General features: G+C 68.4%; 23 protein-coding genes and 1 pseudogene. 13 read left to right on the top strand and 11 right to left on the bottom strand.

What is annotated here, in order from left to right; all coding sequences use genetic code 11:
- Nucleotides 1-21: 21 nt before the first annotated feature.
- Both ABD206_RS06710 and ABD206_RS06705 read left to right on the top strand, forming a co-directional pair.
- A complete protein-coding gene (locus ABD206_RS06710; RefSeq protein ID WP_344070644.1) occupies nucleotides 22-591 on the top strand; it encodes a LemA family protein in 570 nt (189 codons plus the stop codon).
- 21 nt (nucleotides 592-612) lie between these two features.
- The gene (locus ABD206_RS06705) at nucleotides 613-1500 is read left to right on the top strand and encodes a M48 family metalloprotease (RefSeq protein ID WP_344070643.1); all 888 of its coding nucleotides are present in this window, start codon (nucleotides 613-615) and stop codon (nucleotides 1498-1500) included.
- Nucleotides 1501-1580: 80 nt separating this feature from the next.
- Here ABD206_RS06705 and ABD206_RS06700 read toward each other — a convergent pair whose 3' ends face one another.
- Complete coding sequence (locus tag ABD206_RS06700; protein ID WP_344070641.1) at nucleotides 1581-2492, bottom strand: hypothetical protein; 912 nt, start codon at nucleotides 2490-2492, stop codon at nucleotides 1581-1583.
- 50 nt (nucleotides 2493-2542) lie between these two features.
- Here ABD206_RS06700 and ABD206_RS06695 point away from each other — a divergent pair, with 50 nt between their 5' ends.
- Nucleotides 2543-3736, top strand: coding sequence for an AI-2E family transporter (locus tag ABD206_RS06695; RefSeq protein WP_344070639.1), 1194 nt, complete (start codon nucleotides 2543-2545; stop codon nucleotides 3734-3736).
- A complete protein-coding gene (gene ilvA / locus ABD206_RS06690) occupies nucleotides 3733-4959 on the top strand; it encodes a threonine ammonia-lyase (protein ID WP_344070637.1) in 1227 nt (408 codons plus the stop codon). The genes ABD206_RS06695 and ilvA overlap by 4 nt, the downstream gene beginning before the upstream one ends.
- Nucleotides 4960-5003: 44 nt before the next feature.
- Here the strand turns inward: ilvA and greA are convergent, their stop codons facing one another.
- Entirely contained in the window at nucleotides 5004-5495 is a 492-nt protein-coding gene (greA, locus tag ABD206_RS06685; protein WP_344070635.1) for a transcription elongation factor GreA, read from the bottom strand.
- 85 nt (nucleotides 5496-5580) lie between these two features.
- Complete coding sequence (locus ABD206_RS06680) at nucleotides 5581-6009, bottom strand: DUF4307 domain-containing protein (protein ID WP_344070633.1); 429 nt, start codon at nucleotides 6007-6009, stop codon at nucleotides 5581-5583.
- A gap of 72 nt (nucleotides 6010-6081) precedes the next feature.
- On the opposite strand from ABD206_RS06680, the gene ABD206_RS06675 reads away from it, so the two are divergent.
- Nucleotides 6082-6330: a hypothetical protein gene (locus ABD206_RS06675; protein WP_344070631.1), complete on the top strand. Its 249-nt coding sequence runs from the start codon at nucleotides 6082-6084 to the stop codon at nucleotides 6328-6330.
- Between the two features lie 3 nt (nucleotides 6331-6333).
- On the opposite strand, the gene trhA is transcribed toward ABD206_RS06675, so the two are convergent.
- Entirely contained in the window at nucleotides 6334-7017 is a 684-nt protein-coding gene (gene trhA, locus ABD206_RS06670) for a PAQR family membrane homeostasis protein TrhA (RefSeq protein WP_344071450.1), read from the bottom strand.
- Between the two features lie 129 nt (nucleotides 7018-7146).
- Between trhA and ABD206_RS06665 the strand changes: the two genes are divergently transcribed.
- From ABD206_RS06665 to phoH2, 3 genes are all read left to right on the top strand, one after another.
- The gene (locus ABD206_RS06665; protein WP_344070629.1) at nucleotides 7147-7926 is read left to right on the top strand and encodes an isoprenyl transferase; all 780 of its coding nucleotides are present in this window, start codon (nucleotides 7147-7149) and stop codon (nucleotides 7924-7926) included.
- Nucleotides 7927-8012: 86 nt separating this feature from the next.
- Nucleotides 8013-9137: an aminotransferase class V-fold PLP-dependent enzyme gene (locus tag ABD206_RS06660; protein ID WP_344070627.1), complete on the top strand. Its 1125-nt coding sequence runs from the start codon at nucleotides 8013-8015 to the stop codon at nucleotides 9135-9137.
- Between the two features lie 203 nt (nucleotides 9138-9340).
- Nucleotides 9341-10708 (top strand): RNA 5'-3' helicase PhoH2, encoded by a 1368-nt coding sequence (gene phoH2, locus ABD206_RS06655; RefSeq protein ID WP_425561164.1) that lies wholly within the window; start codon nucleotides 9341-9343, stop codon nucleotides 10706-10708.
- Between the two features lie 25 nt (nucleotides 10709-10733).
- Here the strand turns inward: phoH2 and ABD206_RS06650 are convergent.
- The 6 genes and pseudogenes from ABD206_RS06650 to xseA form a co-directional block, all read right to left on the bottom strand.
- Nucleotides 10734-11012, bottom strand: a pseudogene (locus ABD206_RS06650) (winged helix-turn-helix domain-containing protein); the annotation flags it as partial.
- 170 nt (nucleotides 11013-11182) lie between these two features.
- Nucleotides 11183-12577 carry a class II fumarate hydratase gene (locus tag ABD206_RS06645; RefSeq protein WP_344070625.1) on the bottom strand — a complete coding sequence of 465 codons (1395 nt, stop codon included), beginning with the start codon at nucleotides 12575-12577 and terminating at the stop codon, nucleotides 11183-11185.
- 21 nt (nucleotides 12578-12598) lie between these two features.
- Nucleotides 12599-13198 carry a carbonic anhydrase gene (locus tag ABD206_RS06640; protein WP_425561180.1) on the bottom strand — a complete coding sequence of 200 codons (600 nt, stop codon included), beginning with the start codon at nucleotides 13196-13198 and terminating at the stop codon, nucleotides 12599-12601.
- Nucleotides 13199-13233: 35 nt separating this feature from the next.
- Nucleotides 13234-13875 carry a DUF4245 family protein gene (locus tag ABD206_RS06635; protein ID WP_344070621.1) on the bottom strand — a complete coding sequence of 214 codons (642 nt, stop codon included), beginning with the start codon at nucleotides 13873-13875 and terminating at the stop codon, nucleotides 13234-13236.
- Nucleotides 13875-14120 (bottom strand): exodeoxyribonuclease VII small subunit, encoded by a 246-nt coding sequence (locus tag ABD206_RS06630; protein ID WP_344070619.1) that lies wholly within the window; start codon nucleotides 14118-14120, stop codon nucleotides 13875-13877. The genes ABD206_RS06635 and ABD206_RS06630 overlap by 1 nt, the downstream gene beginning before the upstream one ends.
- 1 nt (nucleotide 14121) lies before the next feature.
- On the bottom strand, nucleotides 14122-15450 hold the full coding sequence (gene xseA, locus ABD206_RS06625; protein WP_344070617.1) for an exodeoxyribonuclease VII large subunit: 1329 nt from the start codon (nucleotides 15448-15450) through the stop codon (nucleotides 14122-14124).
- A 55-nt stretch (nucleotides 15451-15505) separates the two neighbouring features.
- On the opposite strand from xseA, the gene ABD206_RS06620 reads away from it, so the two are divergent.
- The 3 genes from ABD206_RS06620 to ABD206_RS06610 are packed head-to-tail and all read left to right on the top strand — an operon-like array spanning nucleotide 15506 to nucleotide 17691.
- Nucleotides 15506-16567 carry a 4-hydroxy-3-methylbut-2-enyl diphosphate reductase gene (locus tag ABD206_RS06620; protein WP_344070615.1) on the top strand — a complete coding sequence of 354 codons (1062 nt, stop codon included), beginning with the start codon at nucleotides 15506-15508 and terminating at the stop codon, nucleotides 16565-16567.
- The gene (locus ABD206_RS06615) at nucleotides 16564-17127 is read left to right on the top strand and encodes a DUF6264 family protein (RefSeq protein ID WP_344070613.1); all 564 of its coding nucleotides are present in this window, start codon (nucleotides 16564-16566) and stop codon (nucleotides 17125-17127) included. Before ABD206_RS06620 ends, ABD206_RS06615 begins: the two co-directional genes overlap by 4 nt.
- A 12-nt stretch (nucleotides 17128-17139) precedes the next feature.
- Nucleotides 17140-17691 (top strand): MOSC domain-containing protein, encoded by a 552-nt coding sequence (locus ABD206_RS06610; RefSeq protein ID WP_344070611.1) that lies wholly within the window; start codon nucleotides 17140-17142, stop codon nucleotides 17689-17691.
- 88 nt (nucleotides 17692-17779) lie between these two features.
- Here the strand turns inward: ABD206_RS06610 and fbaA are convergent, their stop codons facing one another.
- Nucleotides 17780-18808, bottom strand: a complete 1029-nt coding sequence (fbaA, locus tag ABD206_RS06605) for a class II fructose-bisphosphate aldolase (RefSeq protein WP_344070609.1) — start codon at nucleotides 18806-18808, stop codon at nucleotides 17780-17782.
- Between the two features lie 198 nt (nucleotides 18809-19006).
- Here fbaA and glpX point away from each other — a divergent pair, with 198 nt between their 5' ends.
- Nucleotides 19007-19996 carry a class II fructose-bisphosphatase gene (glpX, locus tag ABD206_RS06600; protein ID WP_344070607.1) on the top strand — a complete coding sequence of 330 codons (990 nt, stop codon included), beginning with the start codon at nucleotides 19007-19009 and terminating at the stop codon, nucleotides 19994-19996.
- A gap of 116 nt (nucleotides 19997-20112) precedes the next feature.
- Nucleotides 20113-20361: a UDP-N-acetylmuramyl pentapeptide phosphotransferase gene (locus ABD206_RS06595; RefSeq protein ID WP_344070605.1), complete on the top strand. Its 249-nt coding sequence runs from the start codon at nucleotides 20113-20115 to the stop codon at nucleotides 20359-20361.
- The last annotated feature ends 4 nt before the right edge of the window (nucleotides 20362-20365 follow it).

The following is a 20365-nucleotide window of genomic DNA, read 5'->3' as shown; positions in this document are numbered from 1 at the left end:
GGAGTGCGTAGGATGGGGCGCATGTGGGAGTGGTTGATACCGGTTCTTGTCATTGTGGCGCTCGTCGCCATCGTCGGTATCTACCTGTGGGCGACATACAACTCGCTCGTTCAGCTCAACGTCCGCGTCGACGAGGCCTGGAGCGACATCACTGTCCAGCTCAAGCGGCGTGCTGACCTGATCCCTGGGCTGATCGAGACGGTCAAGGGCTACGCGGCCCATGAGAAGGCGGTCTTCGAGAACGTCACGCAGGCGCGCGCCGAGACGCTGTCCGCGGGTGGACCAGCCGAGGCAGGTGTCGCCGAAGGGCATGTGCAGCAGGCGCTGAAGTCGCTGTTCGCGGTGGCCGAGGCCTACCCTCAGCTGCAGGCCAGCCAGAACTTCCTGCAGCTGCAGCAGGCGCTCGTCGACACCGAGGACAAGATCCAGGCTTCCCGCCGCTTCTACAACGGTGGTGTGCGCGAGCTCAACACCAAGATCAAGGTGTTCCCGAACAACATGTTCGCCAAGAACCTCGGCTTCCACGAGCGCGAGTTCTTCGAGGTCGTCGACGGCGCAGCCATCTCCGAGCCGCCGCGCGTGCAGTTCTAGTCGACCCGGTCGGGCCGTCTCGTGTACAGCGCGATCGCGCGCAACAAGCGCAATACGTGGTTCATCCTCATCCTGTTCGTGCTGGGCATCGGTGCGATCGGTCTCCTGGCCGGGTGGCTCATGGAGAACAACTGGTGGATCACCGCGTTCATCCTGATCTTCGCGATCGGCTACGCGGTCATCCAGTACTTCGCCGCCGACCGTGAGGCGCTGGCGATGTCGGGTGCCTTCGAGGTGATGCAGGAGCAGGCGCCGAGGTATTACCGCCTCGTCGAGAACCTGTGCATCACGACCGGCACGCCGATGCCGAAGCTCTACGTCATCGAGGATGCCGCGCCCAACGCGTTCGCGACGGGGCGTACGCCCGAGAAGGCGGCGATTACGGTGACCACCGGCCTGTTCGAGCTGATGACCGACCGGGAACTCGAGGGTGTGCTCGCCCACGAGCTCGGACACATCCGCAACTACGACATCCGGGTGTCGATGATCGTCTTCGGTCTGGTCGTCGCGATCGGCATCCTGGCGGACATGATGCTGCGGATGGCGTTCTTCAGCGGATTGCGCCGCTCGAACAACCAGCAGTCCCAGGTGTTCTTCCTCATCTTCGGACTGGTCGCCGCGATCGTCGCGCCGCTGTTGGCCGCCATCGTCCAGGCCGCGATCTCCCGCCAGCGCGAGTACCTCGCCGACGCCACGGGTGCGCTCACGACGCGTGATCCCGACGGTCTCGCTTCCGCCCTCACGAAGCTGCAGGAGCACGCGCAGCCCCTCAAGAAAGAGAACACCTCGATGGCGCACCTCTGGTTCGCCAACCCGCTGCGCCCGACGACCTTCTCGCGACTGTTCGCCACCCATCCTCCGATCCCCGACCGGGTCGCGCGCCTGCACAAGATCGGCGGGGAATTCTGAGGCAACTGGGCTGGGGGAGTTGCAACTCGGCCAGGTGAAGTGCAACTCGGCTGGGGGAGGTGCAACTCGGCTGAGGGGGGTCAGCCGACGGCGAGCGTCATCTCGTTGCCGGTGAAGGTGATCGTGCCGCGCAGGGCCCAGTCATCGGCCCGATAGGTGAACGAGGCCTGCGCGCCGGCGCGGGTCGTGCCGGTCGCGGTGGCCACGATCACGCCGTCGGTGGCGTCGAAGCTCGACAGATCGTCCGACAGCGTCAGCGTCGGCGCGGTCTCGATACGGAACGCGATTGACTCCAGCGTGGCGAGGTCGGCGGCCCACGGCACCCGGATGCCGCAGTTGGGCGGAACCGTCGCCGCCGGTGCCGCGCACGCGTCGATGTACGCCTGCACCTGGGCTGCGGCGGCGTCCCGTCCCGCGGGGGAGAGAGTCGAGTCAAGCGACACCGGCGTGACAGCGCCGATGGGGACGGCGGCCGTAGCGGTGCCCTCCAGGATGCCGACCGGAGCGGCGGTGATGTCGTAGCCGCCGGGAAGCACCGCAACGGTCGTGTCCGCGGCCAGAAGCTGCGTTCCCACAGCGATCGTGTCGCCGTGCGTCGTCGAGACCTCCAGGGCGCCCAGCCCGTCGCATGCGATTCGCCAGACGCCGGCCGTCGACACCAAGGAGAGCGTCGCCTCTCGGGACTGGCCGTCGAGCGAATACGCCACCGTCGCTCGCGCGCTCTCCTGCTGCTCGATGACCTCACCGACGGTGGGATCGGTGATGGTCTCGGTGACGCCGGCGAACGCGCCGATGAGGGTGGTGCTGTCGGTGCCGTCGCAGGCCAGTGCCTGCACGGCCGATGCCGGGTCGGCGGCAGCGAGTGCGCCCAGGTAGTTCTGCGCCGCAGCACCGGGACCAGAGGGGCGCAGGGCGAACCAGGCGCCGAAGCCGCCTGCCGCCACGACGAGGGTCGCCGCAGCGACGATGCCGATCACCGTGCGTCGCCTCATGCCCCCACGCTACCCGGCGCGCCCGAACGGACGGCGCCTAGACTGAGCGGATGAGCACCCCGGACGACAAGCCCCGCGGTTCCCTTTTCGATGCGCTGCGTGACCGCCGCCGCATCGTCTCCTCCGAGGTCGCCAAGACCATTCCCGCCGGCCTCCACGTGGCAGCGGCCTACTCGTGGCGCTTCCTCGTGATCGCGGCGGCGGCGGGTGTCGCGATCTGGCTCGTCATCCAGCTCAAGCTCCTGGTGATCCCGATGCTCATCGCGATCCTGATCACCGCGCTCGTGTGGCCCGCCTTCTCGGCGATGGTGCGTCTGCGCTTCCCGAAGTGGTTGGCGATCGTCGTCACGGTCGTGGGGACCCTCGCGATCGTCACGGGTCTGCTGTGGCTCGCGATCTGGCAGATCACGCTGCAATGGACGTCGGTGCGCGACAGCACGATCGAGGCGATCGAGCAGTTCCGCAACTACCTGATCGATGGGCCGCTCCATCTGAGCGCGCAGCAGATCGACGACATGCTGGCGGCATCATGGACCTTCCTGCAGCAGCAGGCGGAACTGCTGTGGTCGGGCGCGCTGGCGATCGGCACGACCGTCGGCCATGTCGCCACCGGCGCCCTGCTGACCTTGTTCATCCTCTTGACGCTCCTCGCCGACGGCGCCGGAATCTGGCGCTGGACGACCAGGCTCTTCCCGAAGGCGGCGCGCCCGGCAGCGGACGGCGCGGGACGCGCCGGATGGGTCACCGTCGCCAACTACGCGCGCACCCAGCTGCTGGTCGCGACCATCGACGCGGTCGGCATCGCCCTCGGCGCGTTCTTGCTGGGTGTGCCGCTCGCGATCCCGATCGGCGTCCTGGTGTTCCTCGGTTCCTTCATCCCGATCGTCGGTGCGGTCCTGACCGGTGCTCTCGCCGTGTTCCTCGCGCTCGTCTACAACGGTCCGTGGATCGCACTCTGGATGCTCGTGGTGGTGCTCGGCGTGCAGCAGATCGAGGGTCACATCCTGCAGCCGCTGCTGATGGGATCGGCCGTGAAGGTCCATCCCCTCGCCGTCGTCCTCGTGGTCGCCGGTGGCGCGCTCATCGCCGGCATTCCGGGAGCGCTGTTCGCCGTGCCCTTGGCTGCCTTCGTGAACGTCGTCGCCGTCTATCTCGGCAACAGGTCCTGGGAGACCGGCGCCGCCCCGCCCACACCCGACCTGATTTGGTCGACGGTTCCCCGCACCAGGAGAATCGGCAGGTGAGCATCCCCACCCTCGCCGATTTCGAGGACGCCGCGGCGACCCTCGCCGGCGTCATCCGCCGCACGCCCCTGGACGAGTCGCTCTTCCTCTCCGAGCTTCTCGAGGTGCCCGTCGCCCTCAAGCTCGAGAACCTGCAGCGCACCGGCTCTTTCAAGATCCGTGGTGCCATCAACCGCCTGTCCCAGCTCACCGAGGCCGAGCGCGCCCGTGGTGTCGTCGCCGCCTCCGCGGGCAACCACGCACAGGGTGTCGCGCTCGCGGCACAGTCGCTCGGCATCCCGGCGACGATCTTCATGCCGCTCGGTGTCCCCGTACCGAAGCTCCTGGCCACCCGTGGCTATGGAGCAGATGTCATCCTCGAGGGCGCGACGGTGGAGACGCCGCTGCGGTTGGCGGCGGAGTTCGCCGAGCGCACCGGCGCCGTGCTCATCCATCCCTTCGACCACCCCGACATCATCGCCGGGCAGGGCACGCTGGGCCTTGAGCTGTTCGAAGAGATGCCGGATGTCGAGACCATCATCGTGGGAATCGGCGGCGGAGGACTGATCGCCGGTATCGCCGCAGCCGCCAAGGCGCGCGCCGCCGCGGCCGGGCGGGATATCCGCATCATCGGCGTGCAGGCGGAGAACTCATCCGCCTACCCGGCTTCGCTCGCGGCCGGCCACCCGGTCGAGGTCGACACCCGTCCCACGATCGCGGACGGCATCGCGGTCGCCAGGCCCGGAGACCTGCCGTTCGAGATCATCAGCGAGCTGGTCGACGAGGTCGTCACCGTCACCGAAGATGACATCGCCCGCGCCCTGCTGGTGCTGCTGGAGCGCGCCAAACAGGTGGTGGAGCCCGCGGGAGCGGTCGGCGTCGCCGCGATCCTCGCCGGGAAGGTCACCGCGACCGGACCCACGGCCCTGGTCCTCTCGGGCGGAAACATCGACCCGCTGCTGTTGCAGCGCGTCGTCGCGCACGGTCTGGCCGCGTCGGGACGCTACATGACCATGCGCGTGCCGCTGCCCGATCGCCCGGGTCAGCTCGCGCGCGTGTCGGAGCTGCTGGCGCTGGCCGGCGCGAACGTGATCGAGGTGCTGCACACCCGTCACGGCCAGGGCCTTCAGATCAGTGAGGTCGTCCTCCAGCTCAGCGTCGAGACGCGTGGTGAGGAGCACCGTGCCCACGTCATCGCGACGCTCGAGTCCGCGGGCTTCTCGGTGCAGGTCGTCGAGGACTGAGCCCTCTCGTGCGGATCGGCGCACAGTGCGCTGATCCGCCGCGGTCACTGCCCGGTGTAGGTCTCGACCTTCACGATCTCGACGGTGATCTGACGGCCGTTGGGCGCCGTGTACGAGCCTGAGTCGCCTTCGCGCATGCCGAGGATCGCCGCACCCAGCGGTGAGGCCTCGCTGTAGACGTCCAGATCGGTGCCGCCGGCGATCTCCCGGTGGCCGAGGAGGAACACCTCTTCACCGCCGGCGATGACTGCGGTGACGACCGTGCCGGACTCCACGACGCCGTTGCTCTCGGGAGCGTCGCCGACCTTGGCGTTCTTCAGCAAGGCCTGGAGTGTGCGGATACGAGCTTCCTGCTTGCCCTGCTCGTCCTTGGCTGCGTGGTATCCGCCGTTCTCTTTGAGGTCTCCCTCTTCGCGGGCGGCCTCGATGCGCTTGGCGATCTCCTGGCGTCCCGTGGTCGACAGGTGCTCGAGTTCGGCGGCGAGGCGGTCGTATGCCTCCTGGGTGAGGAAACTCACCTGGGTGTCGCTGGCCATAGCAATCTCCTTGGTACGGTCGGGCGCAGATATGGCAAGACGCCCCGGCAGCGCCAGGGCGTCAGGTGGATACGGTCTGGTCAGATTACGTCACCCAGCAGGAGTTGACCAAACCCGTGGTCGCCTCCGCGATGGTCGGAATCGACTCGACGAAGGCGCGCGTGTGCTCCTCCGACGGCGGGATCACGACGATCTTCCAGCCCACGACGCCGTGCTCCTCGTCCTGCGCCTCCAGTGCGCACGCGATCTCGCTGCCGGGGGTGACGGTCGCGCGGAATGACACCGTCACCGCGTGCGCGCTGTCGACGGTGAACCCCGTCGCATCGGCGGTGACGGTGTTCATCGAGGACGCGACGGTCATCCAGCCGAACCACACCACGACCACGGCGACGATCGCGATTCCCACCCCCGCGAGCCAGCGAGATCGGGTCGTCCGGGTGCGTCCGTAGCGCGCATCGAGCTTGGCAGCGATGCGGTCCTGATCGGACTGAGCGGCGGTGGGGGCGGGGGTCATCTGGGTTCGGGGTGAGGACGTAGTCTGGACTTCCAGGCTAACTGCCCGGATCCCCGAATCGAGACACCCTGCATGTTCGCACTCTTGGCGGCCCTCACTGCCGTGCCCAGCCCGTCCGCGACCGTCGACGACGACCTTGTGACGCCAGGTCCCTGGGGCTTCGCGATCATCGCGGTGCTCGCCGTGGTGGTCATCTTGCTGGTCTGGGACATGATGCGGCGTATCCGCCGCGGGCGCGTGCGTGCCGACATCCGGGATGAGCTGGATGCCGAGCAGGCTGCATCGACGGACGGTGATGACGACCCCACGCCGTCGCAGTGAGGCTCAGCCGCCGTTGAACGCGGGGTGCAGTGAAATGATCAGGCACGCCGCCCAGTGGCAGAGGAACGCCAGCACCGTGCAGACGTGGAAGATCTCGTGGAATCCGAAGTGGTTCGGCCACGGGTTCGGGCGCTTGAGCGCATAGACGACCGCGCCGAGCGTGTAGAGCAGGCCGCCCACGATCACCAGGACCATCATCGCGACGGACGCCTGGAACAGCGGCACGATGTACATGACCGCCGCCCATCCGAGCAGCAGGTAAAGGGCGACGTACAGCCAGCGCGGCGCATCGATCCAGAAGACGCGGAACAAGATCCCGAGGATCGCACCACCCCAGACCAGGGACAGCAGGATGATCGAGGCCGGGCTGGGGAGGGCCAGCACCGCGAGCGGGGTGTACGTGCCCGCGATCAACAAGAGGATGTTGGCGTGGTCGATGCGCTTGAGGACCGCCTTGGTGGTCGGCTTCCAGTTGAAGCGGTGGTAGAGCGCGGAGTTGCCGAACAGCAGCAGCGACGTGGCCATGAAAACCGCCGCCGCCCACTTGGCGGCCGTGCCCTGGGCGAGCACGATCAGCACGATGCCCGCGGCGATCGCCACCGGGAACGTTCCGGCATGGATCCACCCGCGCCAGGAAGGCTTGAGCTCCGTCGGAGCTGGCGCTTCCAGCAGGGGGAGTTGGGGCATGGGCGCACCGTCGAGTGCATCGGTGGTCTGTTCGTGGCCGCTCACGCTCCGAGCCTACGGTCCGCTGTATGCCGCCACCCGTACGCGGGCTGTGAGGGTGTGATGATCGGGCAGGAGTAACGTTGCCGTGTGACCTCGACCAGCCGAGGCAAGGGACCGCTCTACCGCCTCTACATCTCACGGCTGCGACGTCAGCTGACCCCGCAGAGCGTGCCGCACCACGTCGCGATGATGATCGACGGCAACCGCCGCTGGGCCAAGCAGCTCGGCTTCGACAGCGCCGCGCACGGCCACCGCGCGGGCGCGGCCAAGATGCGCGAATTCCTCGAGTGGTGCGACGACTTGGGCGTCAAGGTCGTATCGCTCTACCTGCTCTCGACCGACAATGTCCGCAAGCGCGACTCGGCGGAGCTCTCGGACCTCATCGAGATCATCGCCGACCTCGCCGATGAACTCTCACGGGTGCGCGATTGGCGCATCCAGCACGTGGGCCGCGCGGACCTCCTCCCTCCTGAGCTGGTGGCGGTGCTCGAGGCTGCGGAGCACCGCACCGCGGGGAACCGCGGACTGCACGTGAACCTCGCCGTCGGGTACGGCGGGCGCAGCGAGATCGTCGACGCCGTGCGCAGCATCATCGCCGCGCACGATCGCGACGGGGGGTCGATCCAGGAGCTGGCCGCCAGCCTCACCCCCGAGCAGATCGGAGAGCACCTCTACACGGGGGGACAGCCGGATCCCGATCTGGTCATCCGCACCTCCGGAGAACAGCGCCTCAGCGACTTCCTGCTGTGGCAGAGCGCGCACAGCGAGTTCTACTTCGTGGAGTCGTTGGGTCCGGACCTGCGCGAGGTCGACTTCCTACGCGCACTGCGCGACTATGGGCGTCGCGACCGTCGCTACGGAAGCTGATCGCGCGGCGCCGGACGCCCCGCTGCGGAAGCTGATCGCGCGGTGGCCCCGTCGCGGGCGCCGAGGCCGCGTGCCAAGATGAGTTCGTGGCCGGTCAACTTGAGTCCTACGTCGATTCGTTCGACGAACAGCCCGGATACCTGGACTGGGCGGCGTTCGGTCCGCTCTCACCCGAGGTGCGCAGCGAGGTGCACGCGGATGCCGAGTTGCTGGGTACGGGCAGGCGCAGCAGCGTCGACCTGGTCAACGAGCACGTCGACCAGTCCCGCGTGACCGCTGCGGCAATGCTCGCCGTGCGCGAAGACCAGGTGGTCATCCAGCCCTCGGCCAGTCATGGCCTGCAGCAGGCGATTTATGGGCTCTCGGGGGACCTGCTGCTCTCGCGAGCCGAATTCCCCTCGCTCACGGTTGCGGTCACGCGCGCCGAAGCCTGTGGCGCGGATGTGAGCGCGCACTGGGTGGAGCCCGACCGCGGATTCATGTCGCCCGAAGTGATCCGCGACGCGCTGACCGAAGAGGTCACCGCGGTCGCCGTGAGCCTTGTGGACTTCCGCACGGGCTACCTCACCGACCTGTCCGCCATCCGTGACGTGATCGGCGATCGCCTGTTGATCGTCGACGCCATCCAGGGGCTCGGTGTCGTAGATGCGGACTACGCGAGCGCCGACGTGGTGTGCGCGAACGGCTACAAGTGGCTGCGCGCCGGTCACGGCACCGGCGTCGCGAGCTACAGCGACCGCGCGATGGAGCGGATCACCCCCGTCCTCTCCGGCTACGTCGGAGCCGAGGGCGGGCTGCCGGTGGACGAGGTCACCGCGCCGGTCACCGATGCCCGCGCCTTTCTGGTCTCGAAGGCCGACTCTCTCGCATCCGCGCGTCTGGGCACGGCACTGCGCGAGATCCAGGATGCCGGGATCGACGAGGTCGCCGCAGCGGTCGCGGCCCGCGCGACCCGCGTCATCGAGATCGCGGACGAGGCGGGCATCGCTGTGCTCACCCCGCGTGAGGAGCAGTACCGCGCGGGGATCGTGACCCTCGTGCCCGAGGCGCAGGATGCCGGGCCGTTGTCCGCGGAGTTGGCCAATGCCGGTGTCACCACGACGGCGCGCGGCGGCACGATCCGGGTGTCGGCGCACGCCGGCACCGATGACGAGACCCTGGAGATGTTCCAGGGTGCTTTGACGGCGTTCGCCGCGATGCGCAGCTGGTAGCGGAGCGCGCCGGCGCGCGTGCGCGGGAATTTACTTCGTCGTAACCGCCGGCACAGCGTGTCGCTTTTCGGTGGGGGCGCGGGCCGTCGTACGGTCAGAGCGACGGGCAAGGCGCCTGTCCGGGTCGGCCGTCAGGATCGCGACTCGAGACCCCTGGTCGACTCGCTGGGTACCGGGATTCCCACCCGGGGCGGGAGTGGGTTGTGACCACACGGGCAGCACAGGCACAGGACCAGTCGGTCGGACGCGACCACCGGATCGAAGATGCTGAGCAGGATCAGGCGCTGACCACCTACGTGCTCGACACGTCGGTGCTGTTGAGCGATCCGCGCGCGTTCTTCCGATTCGCGGAACACAGCATCGTGGTTCCGGTCGTCGTCATCACCGAGCTCGAGGGCAAGCGCCACGATCCGGAGATCGGCTATTTCGCCCGCCAGGCCCTGCGCCATCTCGATGAACTGCGTGTCGAGCACGGGCGGCTCGACTTCCCGGTCCCGGTCGGGGACGGCGGGACGCTGCGTGTCGAGTTGAACAACACGAACCCCGACGTTCTCCCCTCGGGGATGCGCTTGGGCGACAACGACAGCCGCATCCTCGCGGTGGCGGCCAACCTCGCCTCAGACGGGCTCGAGGTCGTCGTCGTCTCGAAAGACCTCCCGATGCGGGTCAAGGCCGCCTCGCTCGGCATCTCGGCGGAGGAATACCTTGCCGAGCAGGCGATCGACTCCGGCTGGACCGGGATCACGACGATCGACGTCTCCGGTGACGAACTCAGCGACCTGTACGAGAGTGAAGTCGCCTCGAGCCCGCAGGTGACGGGACTCCCGGTGAACACCGGGCTGATCGTGCACTCCGAGCGGGGATCGGCTCTGGGCCGGGTGTCCGGTGACGGGGAGTTCCGCCTGGTGCGCGGCGACCGCGAGGTCTTCGGTCTGCACGGACGTTCGGCTGAGCAGCGGATCGCGATCGACCTGCTGCTGGACCCCGAGGTGGGGATCGTGTCTCTCGGTGGACGTGCCGGAACCGGAAAGTCCGCGCTGGCGCTGTGCGCCGCGCTCGAAGCGGTCCTCGAGCGGCAGCAGCAGAAGAAGATCATCGTGTTCCGTCCGCTGTTCGCGGTCGGCGGGCAGGAGCTCGGATACCTGCCCGGCGACCAGGCCGAGAAGATGAACCCCTGGGGGCAGGCCGTGTTCGACACCCTCGGCTCGGTCGTGTCGGGCAACGTCCTCGAGGAGGTCGTGGAGCGGGGACTGCTCGAAGTGCTTCCGCTGACCCACATCCGCGGGCGCTCTCTGCACGATGCCTTCGTGATCGTCGACGAGGCCCAGTCGCTGGAGCGCAACGTCCTGCTCACGGTGCTCAGCCGCATCGGGCAGAACTCCCGTGTCGTGCTCACCCACGATGTCGGCCAGCGCGACAACCTGCGCGTCGGACGTCACGACGGCGTCGCCTCGGTCATCGAGACCCTCAAGGGCCAGGGCCTCTTCGGACACGTCACCCTGGTGCGCTCGGAGCGCTCTGCGATCGCGGCTCTGGTCACCGATCTGCTGGAGTCGGGCGAGCTGTCCTGACGTGGCTGCTACCGGTGGGGATGACTCATCCCCACCGGTAGCCCACCCCACGCACCGTGGTGATCCGGTCGGCGCCGATCTTCGCGCGCAGGTATCCGACGTAGACATCGACCACGTTCGACCCGGGATCGAAGTCCAAGTGCCATACCTCCCGCAGCAGGGAAGACCGGGTCAGGACGACTCCCGGATGTCGCAGGAAGTGTGCCGCAAGAGCGAATTCACGCAACGACAGTTCGACCTCTTGGCCGCCCACGCTGGCCCGCATCGCCGTCAGGTCCAGGCGGACGTCCCCGAACGTGAGTACATCCCCATGCCCGACGGTGGGCACCGCTCTCCGGTCCTGCGTCATCCTTGCCCCCGACTGCCGAATGAATGCGGCGAGACTACGGGGCGCGCATCCGCAACAGACGTGCCGAAGGGCCCGCCCCTGTGGAAAGCAGGCGGGCCCTTCGGCGTCGATCGTGCGGGAGAGACTCAGCCCGGGTGGGTCATCGACAGCAGGTCGAGCTTCTCATCGAGCTGCTCGAGCGTCAGTTCGCCGCGCTCGATGTAACCCAGCGCCACGACGGCCTCGCGGATCGTGATGCCCTCGGCGACGCTGTATTTGGCGATCTTGGCGGCGGCCTCGTAGCCGATCAGCTTGTTCAGCGGCGTGACGATCGAGGGCGACATGCCGGCGTACGCGGCCGCACGCTCGAGGTTCGCCTCGAGCCCGGTGATCGTGCGGTCGGCGAGCACGCGCATCGAGCTGGAGAGCAGGCGGATCGACTCCAGCACCGCGGTCCCCATGATCGGGATGGCGACGTTGAGCTCGAACGAGCCGGAGGCGCCCGACCATGCGACGGTCGCGTCATTGCCGATCACACGCGCGCACACCATGAGCGTGGCCTCGGGGACGACCGGGTTGACCTTTCCGGGCATGATCGACGATCCCGGCTGCAGGTCGGGGATGCGGATCTCGGCGAAGCCGGTGTTGGGACCCGAGCCCATCCAGCGCAGGTCATTGTTGATCTTCGTCAGCGACACCGCGATCGTGCGAAGAGCCCCCGAGACCTCGACGAGGGCGTCGCGGTTGGCCTGGGCCTCGAAGTGGTCCTTGGCTTCGGTGATCGGCAGTTCGGTCTCGGCGACCAGAAGCTCCAGCACCTTCTGGGGGAACCCCTTCGGGGTGTTGATGCCGGTGCCCACGGCGGTGCCGCCCAACGGGACTTCGGCCACGTGCGGGATGGTGGCCTGTACGCGCTCGATGCCGAGGCGGATCTGACGGGCGTAGCCGCCGAACTCCTGACCCAGGGTGACGGGCGTGGCATCCATCAGGTGGGTGCGTCCCGACTTGACGGCGTCCTTCCACAGCTCGGCCTTCTCTTCGAGTGCCACCGCGAGGTGGTCCAGCGCCGGGATCAGGTCGTCGATGAGCTCCTGCGTCACGGCGACGTGCACCGACGTCGGGAACACGTCGTTGGAGGATTGCGAGGCGTTGACGTGGTCGTTCGGGTGCACCTTGGCCCCGAGCAGGCGCGAGGCGAGGGTGGCGAGGACCTCGTTCATGTTCATGTTCGTCGAGGTACCGCTGCCGGTTTGGTACACATCGATCGGGAACTGATCGGTGTGGGCGCCGCCGATCACCTCGTCCGCGGCCGCGGCGATGGCATCGGCGATGGCCCCGTCGAGCGTGCCGAGCTCCTTGTTGGCCAGGGCGGCGGCCTTCTTGATGCGCGCGAGCGCGACGATCTGCGAGGGGGCGAGCGTGTCACCCGAGATCGGGAAGTTCTCGACCGCCCGCTGGGTCTGGGCGGCATAGAGCGCATGGAGGGGGACGCGCACCTCGCCCATGGTGTCGTGCTCGATGCGGTATTCGGTGTCAGTCACGTCGTTGTTCCCTTCGCGTGGTCAAGCGTCCGCCGTCGCGGCGCCCAGGATGGTGTCGGGCACGGCGGTGCCCTCGGCGAGGCGATAGTTCGCCCCCACGATTGCGAGACGGCCCTCGGCGACGGCCTCGCTGATGAGTTCCGACGAGTGCAGCAGCTCGGCGACGGTGTCGCGCAGGTGCTCCCGTCCGACTTCTTCGGCATCGATCGCCGCGCCCGGGTGGGCGCGCATGACGCGCCGGACGGCCGGAACGATCGGGGCGATCTGACGCCAGATGTGCGCGGGCAGGGGCGGAGCATCGGCGGCGGTGCTGTCGATCGCGGCGCCGACCGCACCACACTCGTCATGGCCGAGCACGACGATCAGCGGGACCTCGAGGACGGCCACGGCGTATTCGAGGCTGCCGACGACGGAATCCGAGATCACTTGACCCGCGTTGCGCACGACGAACAGGTCTCCGAGGCCCTGGTCGAAGATGATCTCCGCGGCCAGTCGCGAATCGGCGCAGCCGAACAGGGCGGCCCGGGGGCGCTGCCCCTGCGCGAGCTGGTGACGGCGCTGCACGTCCTGGTGCGGGTGTGCGGGTTCTCCCGTCACGAAACGGACATTGCCCCGCTGCATGCTTTGCCACACCTCGGCGGGTGTGCCGTGTTCGCTCACTCGGACTCCTCCTGAAGGGTCATGATGTCGGCGCTCAGTCCGTCGGCGACTGTGCGAAGGGTCTCGCTGGAGGTGGAGCCATAGACGAGGATCGTGTCGGGCCCCGCCTCGGTGCTGATCGCGGCCGAGATGTTGCCGGCGACGGCGGCATCGGGGATGTCGTACTCGGTCCAGGTCACACCATCGATGACGATCGTCCCGGCCTCCTCCGCACCGCTGAGCTCGCGCGAGGCCCAGGCCGCATCAGCGCCGAAGCCCTGCGCGACGCGGACGAACCCGGCCGACTCGTCGGGGACGTAGAGGATCTGCCACACCTGGGGAGCGTCATCCACGAGGGTTGCGCCGTTGACGAGCCACTCGTCGGGGACGACCGGCGCGACGGCGACCGAACCCACGGTCGTCGAGACCTGTGCGGCGACGGCCGCAACGTCGATCGGCTCCGCGGGAGCCGGTTCGCCGCGGGGGACGGCGAAGATCACGATCGCGACCACGCCGAGGGTGATCAGCAGAGCCGCGATGAGGTTGCGGGTGGTCTGACTGGATCGGTAGACCCGAGAGGATTCCGCCTTACGGGCAGCCGTCTCATCCGGTGTCTCGGGGCGGCCGAGCTCCGCGACGACGCGGGGTTCGCCGGCCATCAGGCCTCTCCGCCTTCGGCGGCGTCGCGGGCGGCATCCAGGCGCTGCTTGGCGCCCATCAGCCACTGTTCGCAGCGCGCGGCCAGTGCTTCGCCGCGCTCCCACAGCGCCAGGGACTGCTCCAGCGTGGGGGCGCCCTGCTCGAGCTCGGCGACGACGCGCCCCAACTCGTCGCGGGCCTGTTCGAACGAGAGGTCGTCGATGCCGGCGGTGGCGGCGTCGTTCGTACCCGTCATGGCTTCCATCCTACGGCTGGTCGGTGTTCTCTTCGGCGTGAGGTGGGACAGGGGTGCCGGCCGTGCGGGACTCGGCGATCTCGCCCTCGGAGCGCGCGGCGAACGAGCCACGCCCGACCGTCACGGTCACCGCGGTTCCGGTGGGGACCTGCGCAGCGTCGCGCACGATGACGCCGTGGTCGTGGTGGGCGATCGCGTAGCCGCGGGCGAGAGTGGCCGCGGGGGAGAGCGCGCGGACGGCGGCGCGAAGCTCTGCCGTCTGGCGCGCACCGGCGGCGATCGCCCGCTCGGCGCGGTCGCGACCGCGTGCGACGAGCAGCTCGATGTGCTGGGCGCGCTGGTCGATCGCCGCACCGGGATCGCGCAGCACCGGGCGGGTGCGCAGCTGCTCGAACTGGGCGAGTTCGTGCGCGACACGGGTCGTGACCCGACCGCGCAGGCGGGCACGCAGCTGTGTCACCAACGCCAGCTGTTCGGAGACGTCCGGGACGACACGCTTGGCGGCATCGGTGGGGGTCGACGCGCGAAGGTCTGCCACGTCGTCGAGGATCGGGTGGTCGTTCTCGTGCCCGATGGCGCTGACGATCGGGGTGGATGCCGCCGCCACCGCCCGCACGAGGCGCTCATCCGAGAACCCCAGCAGTGTCTGTGGGTCGCCGCCGCCGCGGGCGATGATGATGACGTCCACCTCGGGGTCGGCATCCAGCGCGGCCAGGGCCGCGAGGATGTCGGGGACTGACCGATCCCCCTGCACGGCGACGTGCTGGGTGCGGAACCGGACGCGCGGCCAGCGCAGCTCGGCGTTGCGGTGCACGTCTTTTTCGGCGTCGGAGCGCTCGCCGGTGATGAGGCCGATCAGGTGTGGCAGGAACGGCAGCGGCTTCTTGCGGCTCGCATCGAACAGCCCCTCGCTCCGCAACTGGGCGCGCAACTTCTCCAGCCGCTCCCACTGGTCGCCCAGGCCCACGTGGCGCATCGCCGACACGCCGAACGACAGGTCGCCCGACCGTGTGTAGTAGTCGGCCTTGACGCACGCGACGACGTGGTCGCCGACCGCGAGATCGGCAGGGAGGCGTTGACGGGTGCTCGACCAGATGCGGATCGAGATCGTGGCATCGGTGGTGAGGTCCTTGAGCCTGCCGAAGACGTTGCCCGAGCGGGTGTTCCACGAGGTGATCTCACCCTCGACCCACACGGACCCCCAGGTCTCGATGAAGCCGCGGATCGTGTCTCCCAGCCGGGCGACCGAGGTCGGAGACTCGGGTGCCGAGTCGCGCGGATGCACGGCGTCCGGCGGCGGTGCCTGACCAGCGGCCGGCTCGGGGCGAAACGTCGTCATGATCCCTTTCGGCTGGCTCGGCCCGTCCACAGACCGCGCCCGTAGAATCGATCGGGTGAGCACTCCCGCGATCCATCTGCCCGTACCCCGCGTCCCGCGGCGGCGTGAGCGACTTCAGGATATCCCGGTGGCAGGCGCCAAACGGGTGCTCCTGGCCTCACCCCGGGGATACTGCGCGGGTGTGGACAGGGCGGTCATCGCCGTCGAGAAGGCCCTGGACCGCTTCGGAGCGCCGGTTTACGTCCGCAAGCAGATCGTCCACAACATCCATGTCGTGACCGAGCTCGAGGCCAAGGGGGCGATCTTCGTCGAGGAGGTCGACGAGGTCCCGCCCGGAGCCCACGTCGTGTTCAGCGCCCACGGGGTGTCGCCCGCCGTCGTGGAATCCGCGGCCGACCGGGGCCTGCAGGCGATCGATGCGACGTGCCCGCTCGTGACGAAAGTCCACCGCGAGGCGGTGCGTTTTGCGCGCGACGACTTCGAGATTCTCCTGATCGGCCACCTCGGCCACGAAGAGGTCGAGGGCACCGCGGGGGAGGCACCCGATCACGTGACGATCGTCAACTCTCCCGAGGAAGCCGACACCGTCCAGGTGAAGGACCCGAGCAAGGTGGTGTGGCTCTCGCAGACGACGCTCTCGGTCGACGAGACGATGGAGACCGTCCGTCGCCTGCGCGATCGGTTCCCCGAGCTGCACGACCCGCCCTCCGACGACATCTGCTACGCGACCCAGAACCGTCAGGTCGCGATCAAGAAGGTCGCCACCGACGCGGACCTGGTCATCGTCGTGGGGTCGGCGAACTCCTCCAATTCGGTGCGCCTCGTGGAGGTCGCGCTCGAGTACGGCGCCAAGGCCGCGTACCGCGTGGACTACGCCGACGAGATCGAGCAGGCGTGGCTGGACGGCGTGCGCAGTGTCGGAGTGACCAGCGGTGCCTCCGTTCCCGAGGTGCTCGTCCAGCAGGTGCTCGAAGACCTCGCCCACGCCGGCTATCGCGATATCGAAGAGGTGCGCACGGCTGAAGAGGACCTGATGTTCTCGCTTCCGAAGGAGCTGCGTCAGGACTCGACCGGCCAGCGCGACGCGCGCGCTCGCGGCGGCAGGGTGCGCTCGTGACGCAGGACGCCGGCGACGTACCCGAGGAACGGCCCGCGCCGCGTTACGGGGTGTACGCCACACCCGAGGAACAGCGCGCGCGCATCCAGAAGCCGGATGTCACGCTCTCGCTCGATGCCGGTGCCGCACCCGACGATGCGGCGGTCCCGTCGGTGGTGCGCGCCGCCCCGGATGCGGCGGCGCAGGAGCGGTCCGGATCGATCGATCGGATCATCACCTTCGCGCTGCTCGCCTACGGGCTGGTCAACGTCGTGGTGGCGGCCTTCGATCTGCTGGATTTCGCCACCTATGCGGACACCGTCTACGCCGTCATCGGCATCCCGGATTCGTTCAGCGACACGGGGAACGCCGGAATGTGGGGCGCGACTGCAGCCGTCACCCTCGTCGTCGGTTTCGCGGTCACTGCGTGGTTCGCCGTGCGTGCCGTCCTGGCGCACAAGCGAGCGTGGTGGATTCCGTTGCTGGGAGCCGTTGTCACACACATCGCGCTCGGCATCGTGGTCATGATCCCGCTCATGTCCGATCCCGCTTTCACGAACTACGTCGCCTCACTGGGCTAGAAGGGACCTGCCATGCCGAGCGTGCTCGCTGTCTGCGTCGTACACCAGCTGCTGCCGGATTCGGGCACCGTCGGTACGACCGCGATCGACAAGCGGGCGGTGCACGGTGCGGTCCGGGTGGGGCCGTACGGCGTCTACGCCGACGTGCAGGCCGACCGCAAGCACCACGGTGGGGTCGATAAGGCGCTGTACGCCTATGCGCAGGAAGACGCCGAGTACTGGGAGAGTGAGCTCGACAGAGAACTCCCGCCGGGCTTCTTCGGGGAGAACCTGCGCACCGAGGGGATCGACGTCAACGACACCCGCGTCGGGGAGCGCTGGCGCATCGGACAGAGTCTTGAGGTCGAGGTCACGATGCCGCGCACTCCCTGCCAGACGTTCGCGCGCTGGGTGGGGGGAGACGCGCAGCGCGGCTGGGTGAAGCGGTTCTCCGCGGAGCGCCGCCTGGGCCCGTACCTCCGCGTCGTCAAGAACGGTCGGGTGCAGGCCGGGGACGAGATCATCGTCATCCACCGGCCGGATGACGCGCCGGGGCTGCTCGATCGCTACGTCGATCCGGCATAGGCCTCGACGCGCGGATGGTCTCCGTGAACGACGGATGCCCCGACCCTGAGGTCGAGGCATCCGATCGATCTGGCGCTGCGTCAGCGGCTCAGCTCTTGGACTGGCCCGCGGAGCCCAGCTGCTGGGTCGCCTCGATGACACGGGCTGCCATCGCCGACTCGGCGATCTTGCCCCAGGCGCGTGGGTCGTATGCCTTCTTGTTGCCGACCTCGCCGTCCACCTTGAGGACGCCGTCGTAGTTGCTGAACATGAAACCGGCGACCGAGCGGGTGAAGGCGTACTGGGTGTCGGTGTCGATGTTCATCTTCACGACACCGTTGGCCACGGCCAATGCGATCTCTTCATCGGTCGAGCCGCTGCCGCCGTGGAAGACGAGGTCGAGGGGCTTGACACCGGTGCCGAACTTCGCGGCGATGCCCTCCTGGATCTCACCGAGCAGCTCCGGCTTGAGCTTGACGTTGCCCGGCTTGTAAACGCCGTGGACGTTGCCGAACGTCAGGGCGGCGATCCAGCGGCCGGCTTCGCCGAGCCCGAGGGCCTCGACGACCTGCGCGACATCTCCTGTGGTCGTGTACAGCGCGTCGTTGGTGCCCTCGTGCTTGACGCCGTCCTCTTCGCCGCCGACGACACCGATCTCGACCTCGAGGATCGCGTTGATGTTCTTGAGACGGGGGAGCAACTCCTTGGCGATCTCGACGTTCTCCGCGAGCGGCACGGCCGAGCCGTCCCACATGTGCGACTGGAAGATCGGCTCGCCGCCGGCCTTGACCTGCTCCTCGGACGCGGCCAGCAGCGGCATCACGAAGTCATCGAGCGCAGGCTTGGGGCAGTGGTCGGTGTGCAGGGCGACCGTGATGGGGTAGTTCTTGGCGACCTCGGTCGCGAACTTGGCCATGGCCAGGGCGCCGGTGGCGCGAGCCTTGACGGTGTGACCGGCGAAGTAGTCGGCGCCGCCGGTCGTGACCTGCAGGATGCCGTCCGAGCCGGCTTCGGTCAGACCCTGCAGCACGGCATTGATCGACTGTGAGCTCGAGACGTTGATCGCGGGGTATGCGAATCCGCCCGCCTTGGCGCGGTCGAGCATCTCGGCGTACTGGTCGGGGGTTGCGACGGGCATGTGTGTGCTCCTTGTCGATGAGGGTTCCTGGTCACTCTACCGAGCCCGACGACGGTGCGGGGAGGCGGCCGGACCGGCAATATCGCCGGTGGTCGCGCAAATCGCCGCGCTGCAGAAAATGTTAAGAATCGCACTTTCTTCGGCCGCTGCGGAGAGCAAGACGGCGGCTTGTCGGTGTCCCGTCGTTAGGCTGGAAATATGGTGAGCCTGACCGCGGACATGAGTCCGTTGCATCCCGATCGGAATCTTGCGCTCGAGCTGGTGCGCGCGACAGAGGCGGCGGCGATCCGCTCGGTGCCCTTCATCGGACGGGGGCAGAAGGAGCTCGCCGACGGTGCCGCGGTGGATGCCATGCGGGCCTTCCTCACCACCGTCAACTTCGACGGTGTGATCGTGATCGGTGAGGGGGAGAAGGACAACGCCCCGATGCTCTTCAACGGCGAGCATGTCGGGACCGGCCGCGGGCCGCAAGCCGACATCGCCGTGGACCCCATCGACGGCACGTCGCTGACCGCCGAGGGTCGCAACAACGCCCTCTCGGTGCTCGCGGTCTCGGATCGCGGCACAATGCTGGACGCGTCATCGGTGTTCTACATGGACAAACTCGTCACCGGCCCCGCCGGCGTCGGCGTCGTCGACATCCGCCTGCCGGTCGGGGAGAACATCCGCCGGCTTGCCACGGCGCTGGGAAAGCCCGTCGACGAGATGGTCGTCTCGGTGCTGAACCGCCCGCGACACCAGCAGCTGATCGCCGACATCCGCGAGGCGGGCGCGGGCACCCGTCTGATGAGTGACGGCGACGTGGCCGGCGGCATCAACGCCGCCCGACACAACGCGCGCACCGACATGTGCGTCGGGATCGGCGGCAGCCCCGAGGGCATCGTGACGGCGTGCGCGATCAAAGCGCTCGGCGGTCACATCCAGGGGCGGCTCTGGCCGCGCGACGACGACGAGGCGCAGAAGGGTCGCGACGCGGGGCTGAAGATGGACGATTTCGTCTATGAGGCGGACGATCTCGTCGAGGGGAACAACACGATCTTCGTCGCCACCGGCGTCACCAACGGCGAGCTCGTCGCCGGTGTGCGGCGCGAGGGCGGCTACGTCTACACCGAAAGCGTCGTCCTGCGTGGTGCATCGGGGACACTTCGTCGGATCACCTCGGAGCACCTGGTCTCCAAGTGGCTGTGACCTCTCCGATCGCGGTGGCGCCGATGCCCTGATCCCGGCTCACGACAGCGCGCTGAGGTCCGCTTCGGCATCGACTCTGGCAGAATCGACGCGAAGCGACCGCGAGGAGTAGTGCGATGTCGACACCGTCGAACGCCGGTCAGGCGCCGAAGTCCGGGTCGGGACCTGCCACCGGCAGCACCCCGCACACGGGAGCCCAGGCCGTGATCGCCGATGCGACGGATCCTGCGCGGAGACCGGACGTCTTCTTCCGGGTGCGGCGGCCCGAGGGGCATCAGCCGTCCGTGTGGTGGTCGATCGGAGCTTTCGCGCTGGTCTCCGGCGGCGTCATCGCGCTCCTGAGCCTGATCCCGGGCGGCGCGTAGGCGC

Origin of the sequence: Microbacterium sediminicola (assembly GCF_039531125.1) — a bacterium.
Lineage (GTDB): Bacteria > Actinomycetota > Actinomycetes > Actinomycetales > Microbacteriaceae > Microbacterium > Microbacterium sediminicola.
The sequence above is the reverse complement of the archived record's forward strand: the minus strand, read 5'-3'. Positions and strand labels throughout refer to the sequence as shown.

Coding starts and splice junctions, on each gene's coding strand:
- ABD206_RS06710 (WP_344070644.1), top strand. CDS start 22: ATGTGGGAGTGGTTGATACCGGTTCTTGTCATTGTGGCGCTCGTCGCC.
- ABD206_RS06700 (WP_344070641.1), bottom strand. CDS start 2,492: ATGAGGCGACGCACGGTGATCGGCATCGTCGCTGCGGCGACCCTCGTC.
- ABD206_RS06695 (WP_344070639.1), top strand. CDS start 2,543: ATGAGCACCCCGGACGACAAGCCCCGCGGTTCCCTTTTCGATGCGCTG.
- greA (WP_344070635.1), bottom strand. CDS start 5,495: ATGGCCAGCGACACCCAGGTGAGTTTCCTCACCCAGGAGGCATACGAC.
- ABD206_RS06680 (WP_344070633.1), bottom strand. CDS start 6,009: ATGACCCCCGCCCCCACCGCCGCTCAGTCCGATCAGGACCGCATCGCT.
- ABD206_RS06675 (WP_344070631.1), top strand. CDS start 6,082: ATGTTCGCACTCTTGGCGGCCCTCACTGCCGTGCCCAGCCCGTCCGCG.
- trhA (WP_344071450.1), bottom strand. CDS start 7,017: ATGCCCCAACTCCCCCTGCTGGAAGCGCCAGCTCCGACGGAGCTCAAG.
- ABD206_RS06640 (WP_425561180.1), bottom strand. CDS start 13,198: ATGCAGCGGGGCAATGTCCGTTTCGTGACGGGAGAACCCGCACACCCG.
- ABD206_RS06635 (WP_344070621.1), bottom strand. CDS start 13,875: ATGGCCGGCGAACCCCGCGTCGTCGCGGAGCTCGGCCGCCCCGAGACA.
- ABD206_RS06630 (WP_344070619.1), bottom strand. CDS start 14,120: ATGGAAGCCATGACGGGTACGAACGACGCCGCCACCGCCGGCATCGAC.
- xseA (WP_344070617.1), bottom strand. CDS start 15,450: ATGACGACGTTTCGCCCCGAGCCGGCCGCTGGTCAGGCACCGCCGCCG.
- ABD206_RS06610 (WP_344070611.1), top strand. CDS start 17,140: ATGCCGAGCGTGCTCGCTGTCTGCGTCGTACACCAGCTGCTGCCGGAT.
- fbaA (WP_344070609.1), bottom strand. CDS start 18,808: ATGCCCGTCGCAACCCCCGACCAGTACGCCGAGATGCTCGACCGCGCC.
- glpX (WP_344070607.1), top strand. CDS start 19,007: ATGGTGAGCCTGACCGCGGACATGAGTCCGTTGCATCCCGATCGGAAT.
- ABD206_RS06595 (WP_344070605.1), top strand. CDS start 20,113: ATGTCGACACCGTCGAACGCCGGTCAGGCGCCGAAGTCCGGGTCGGGA.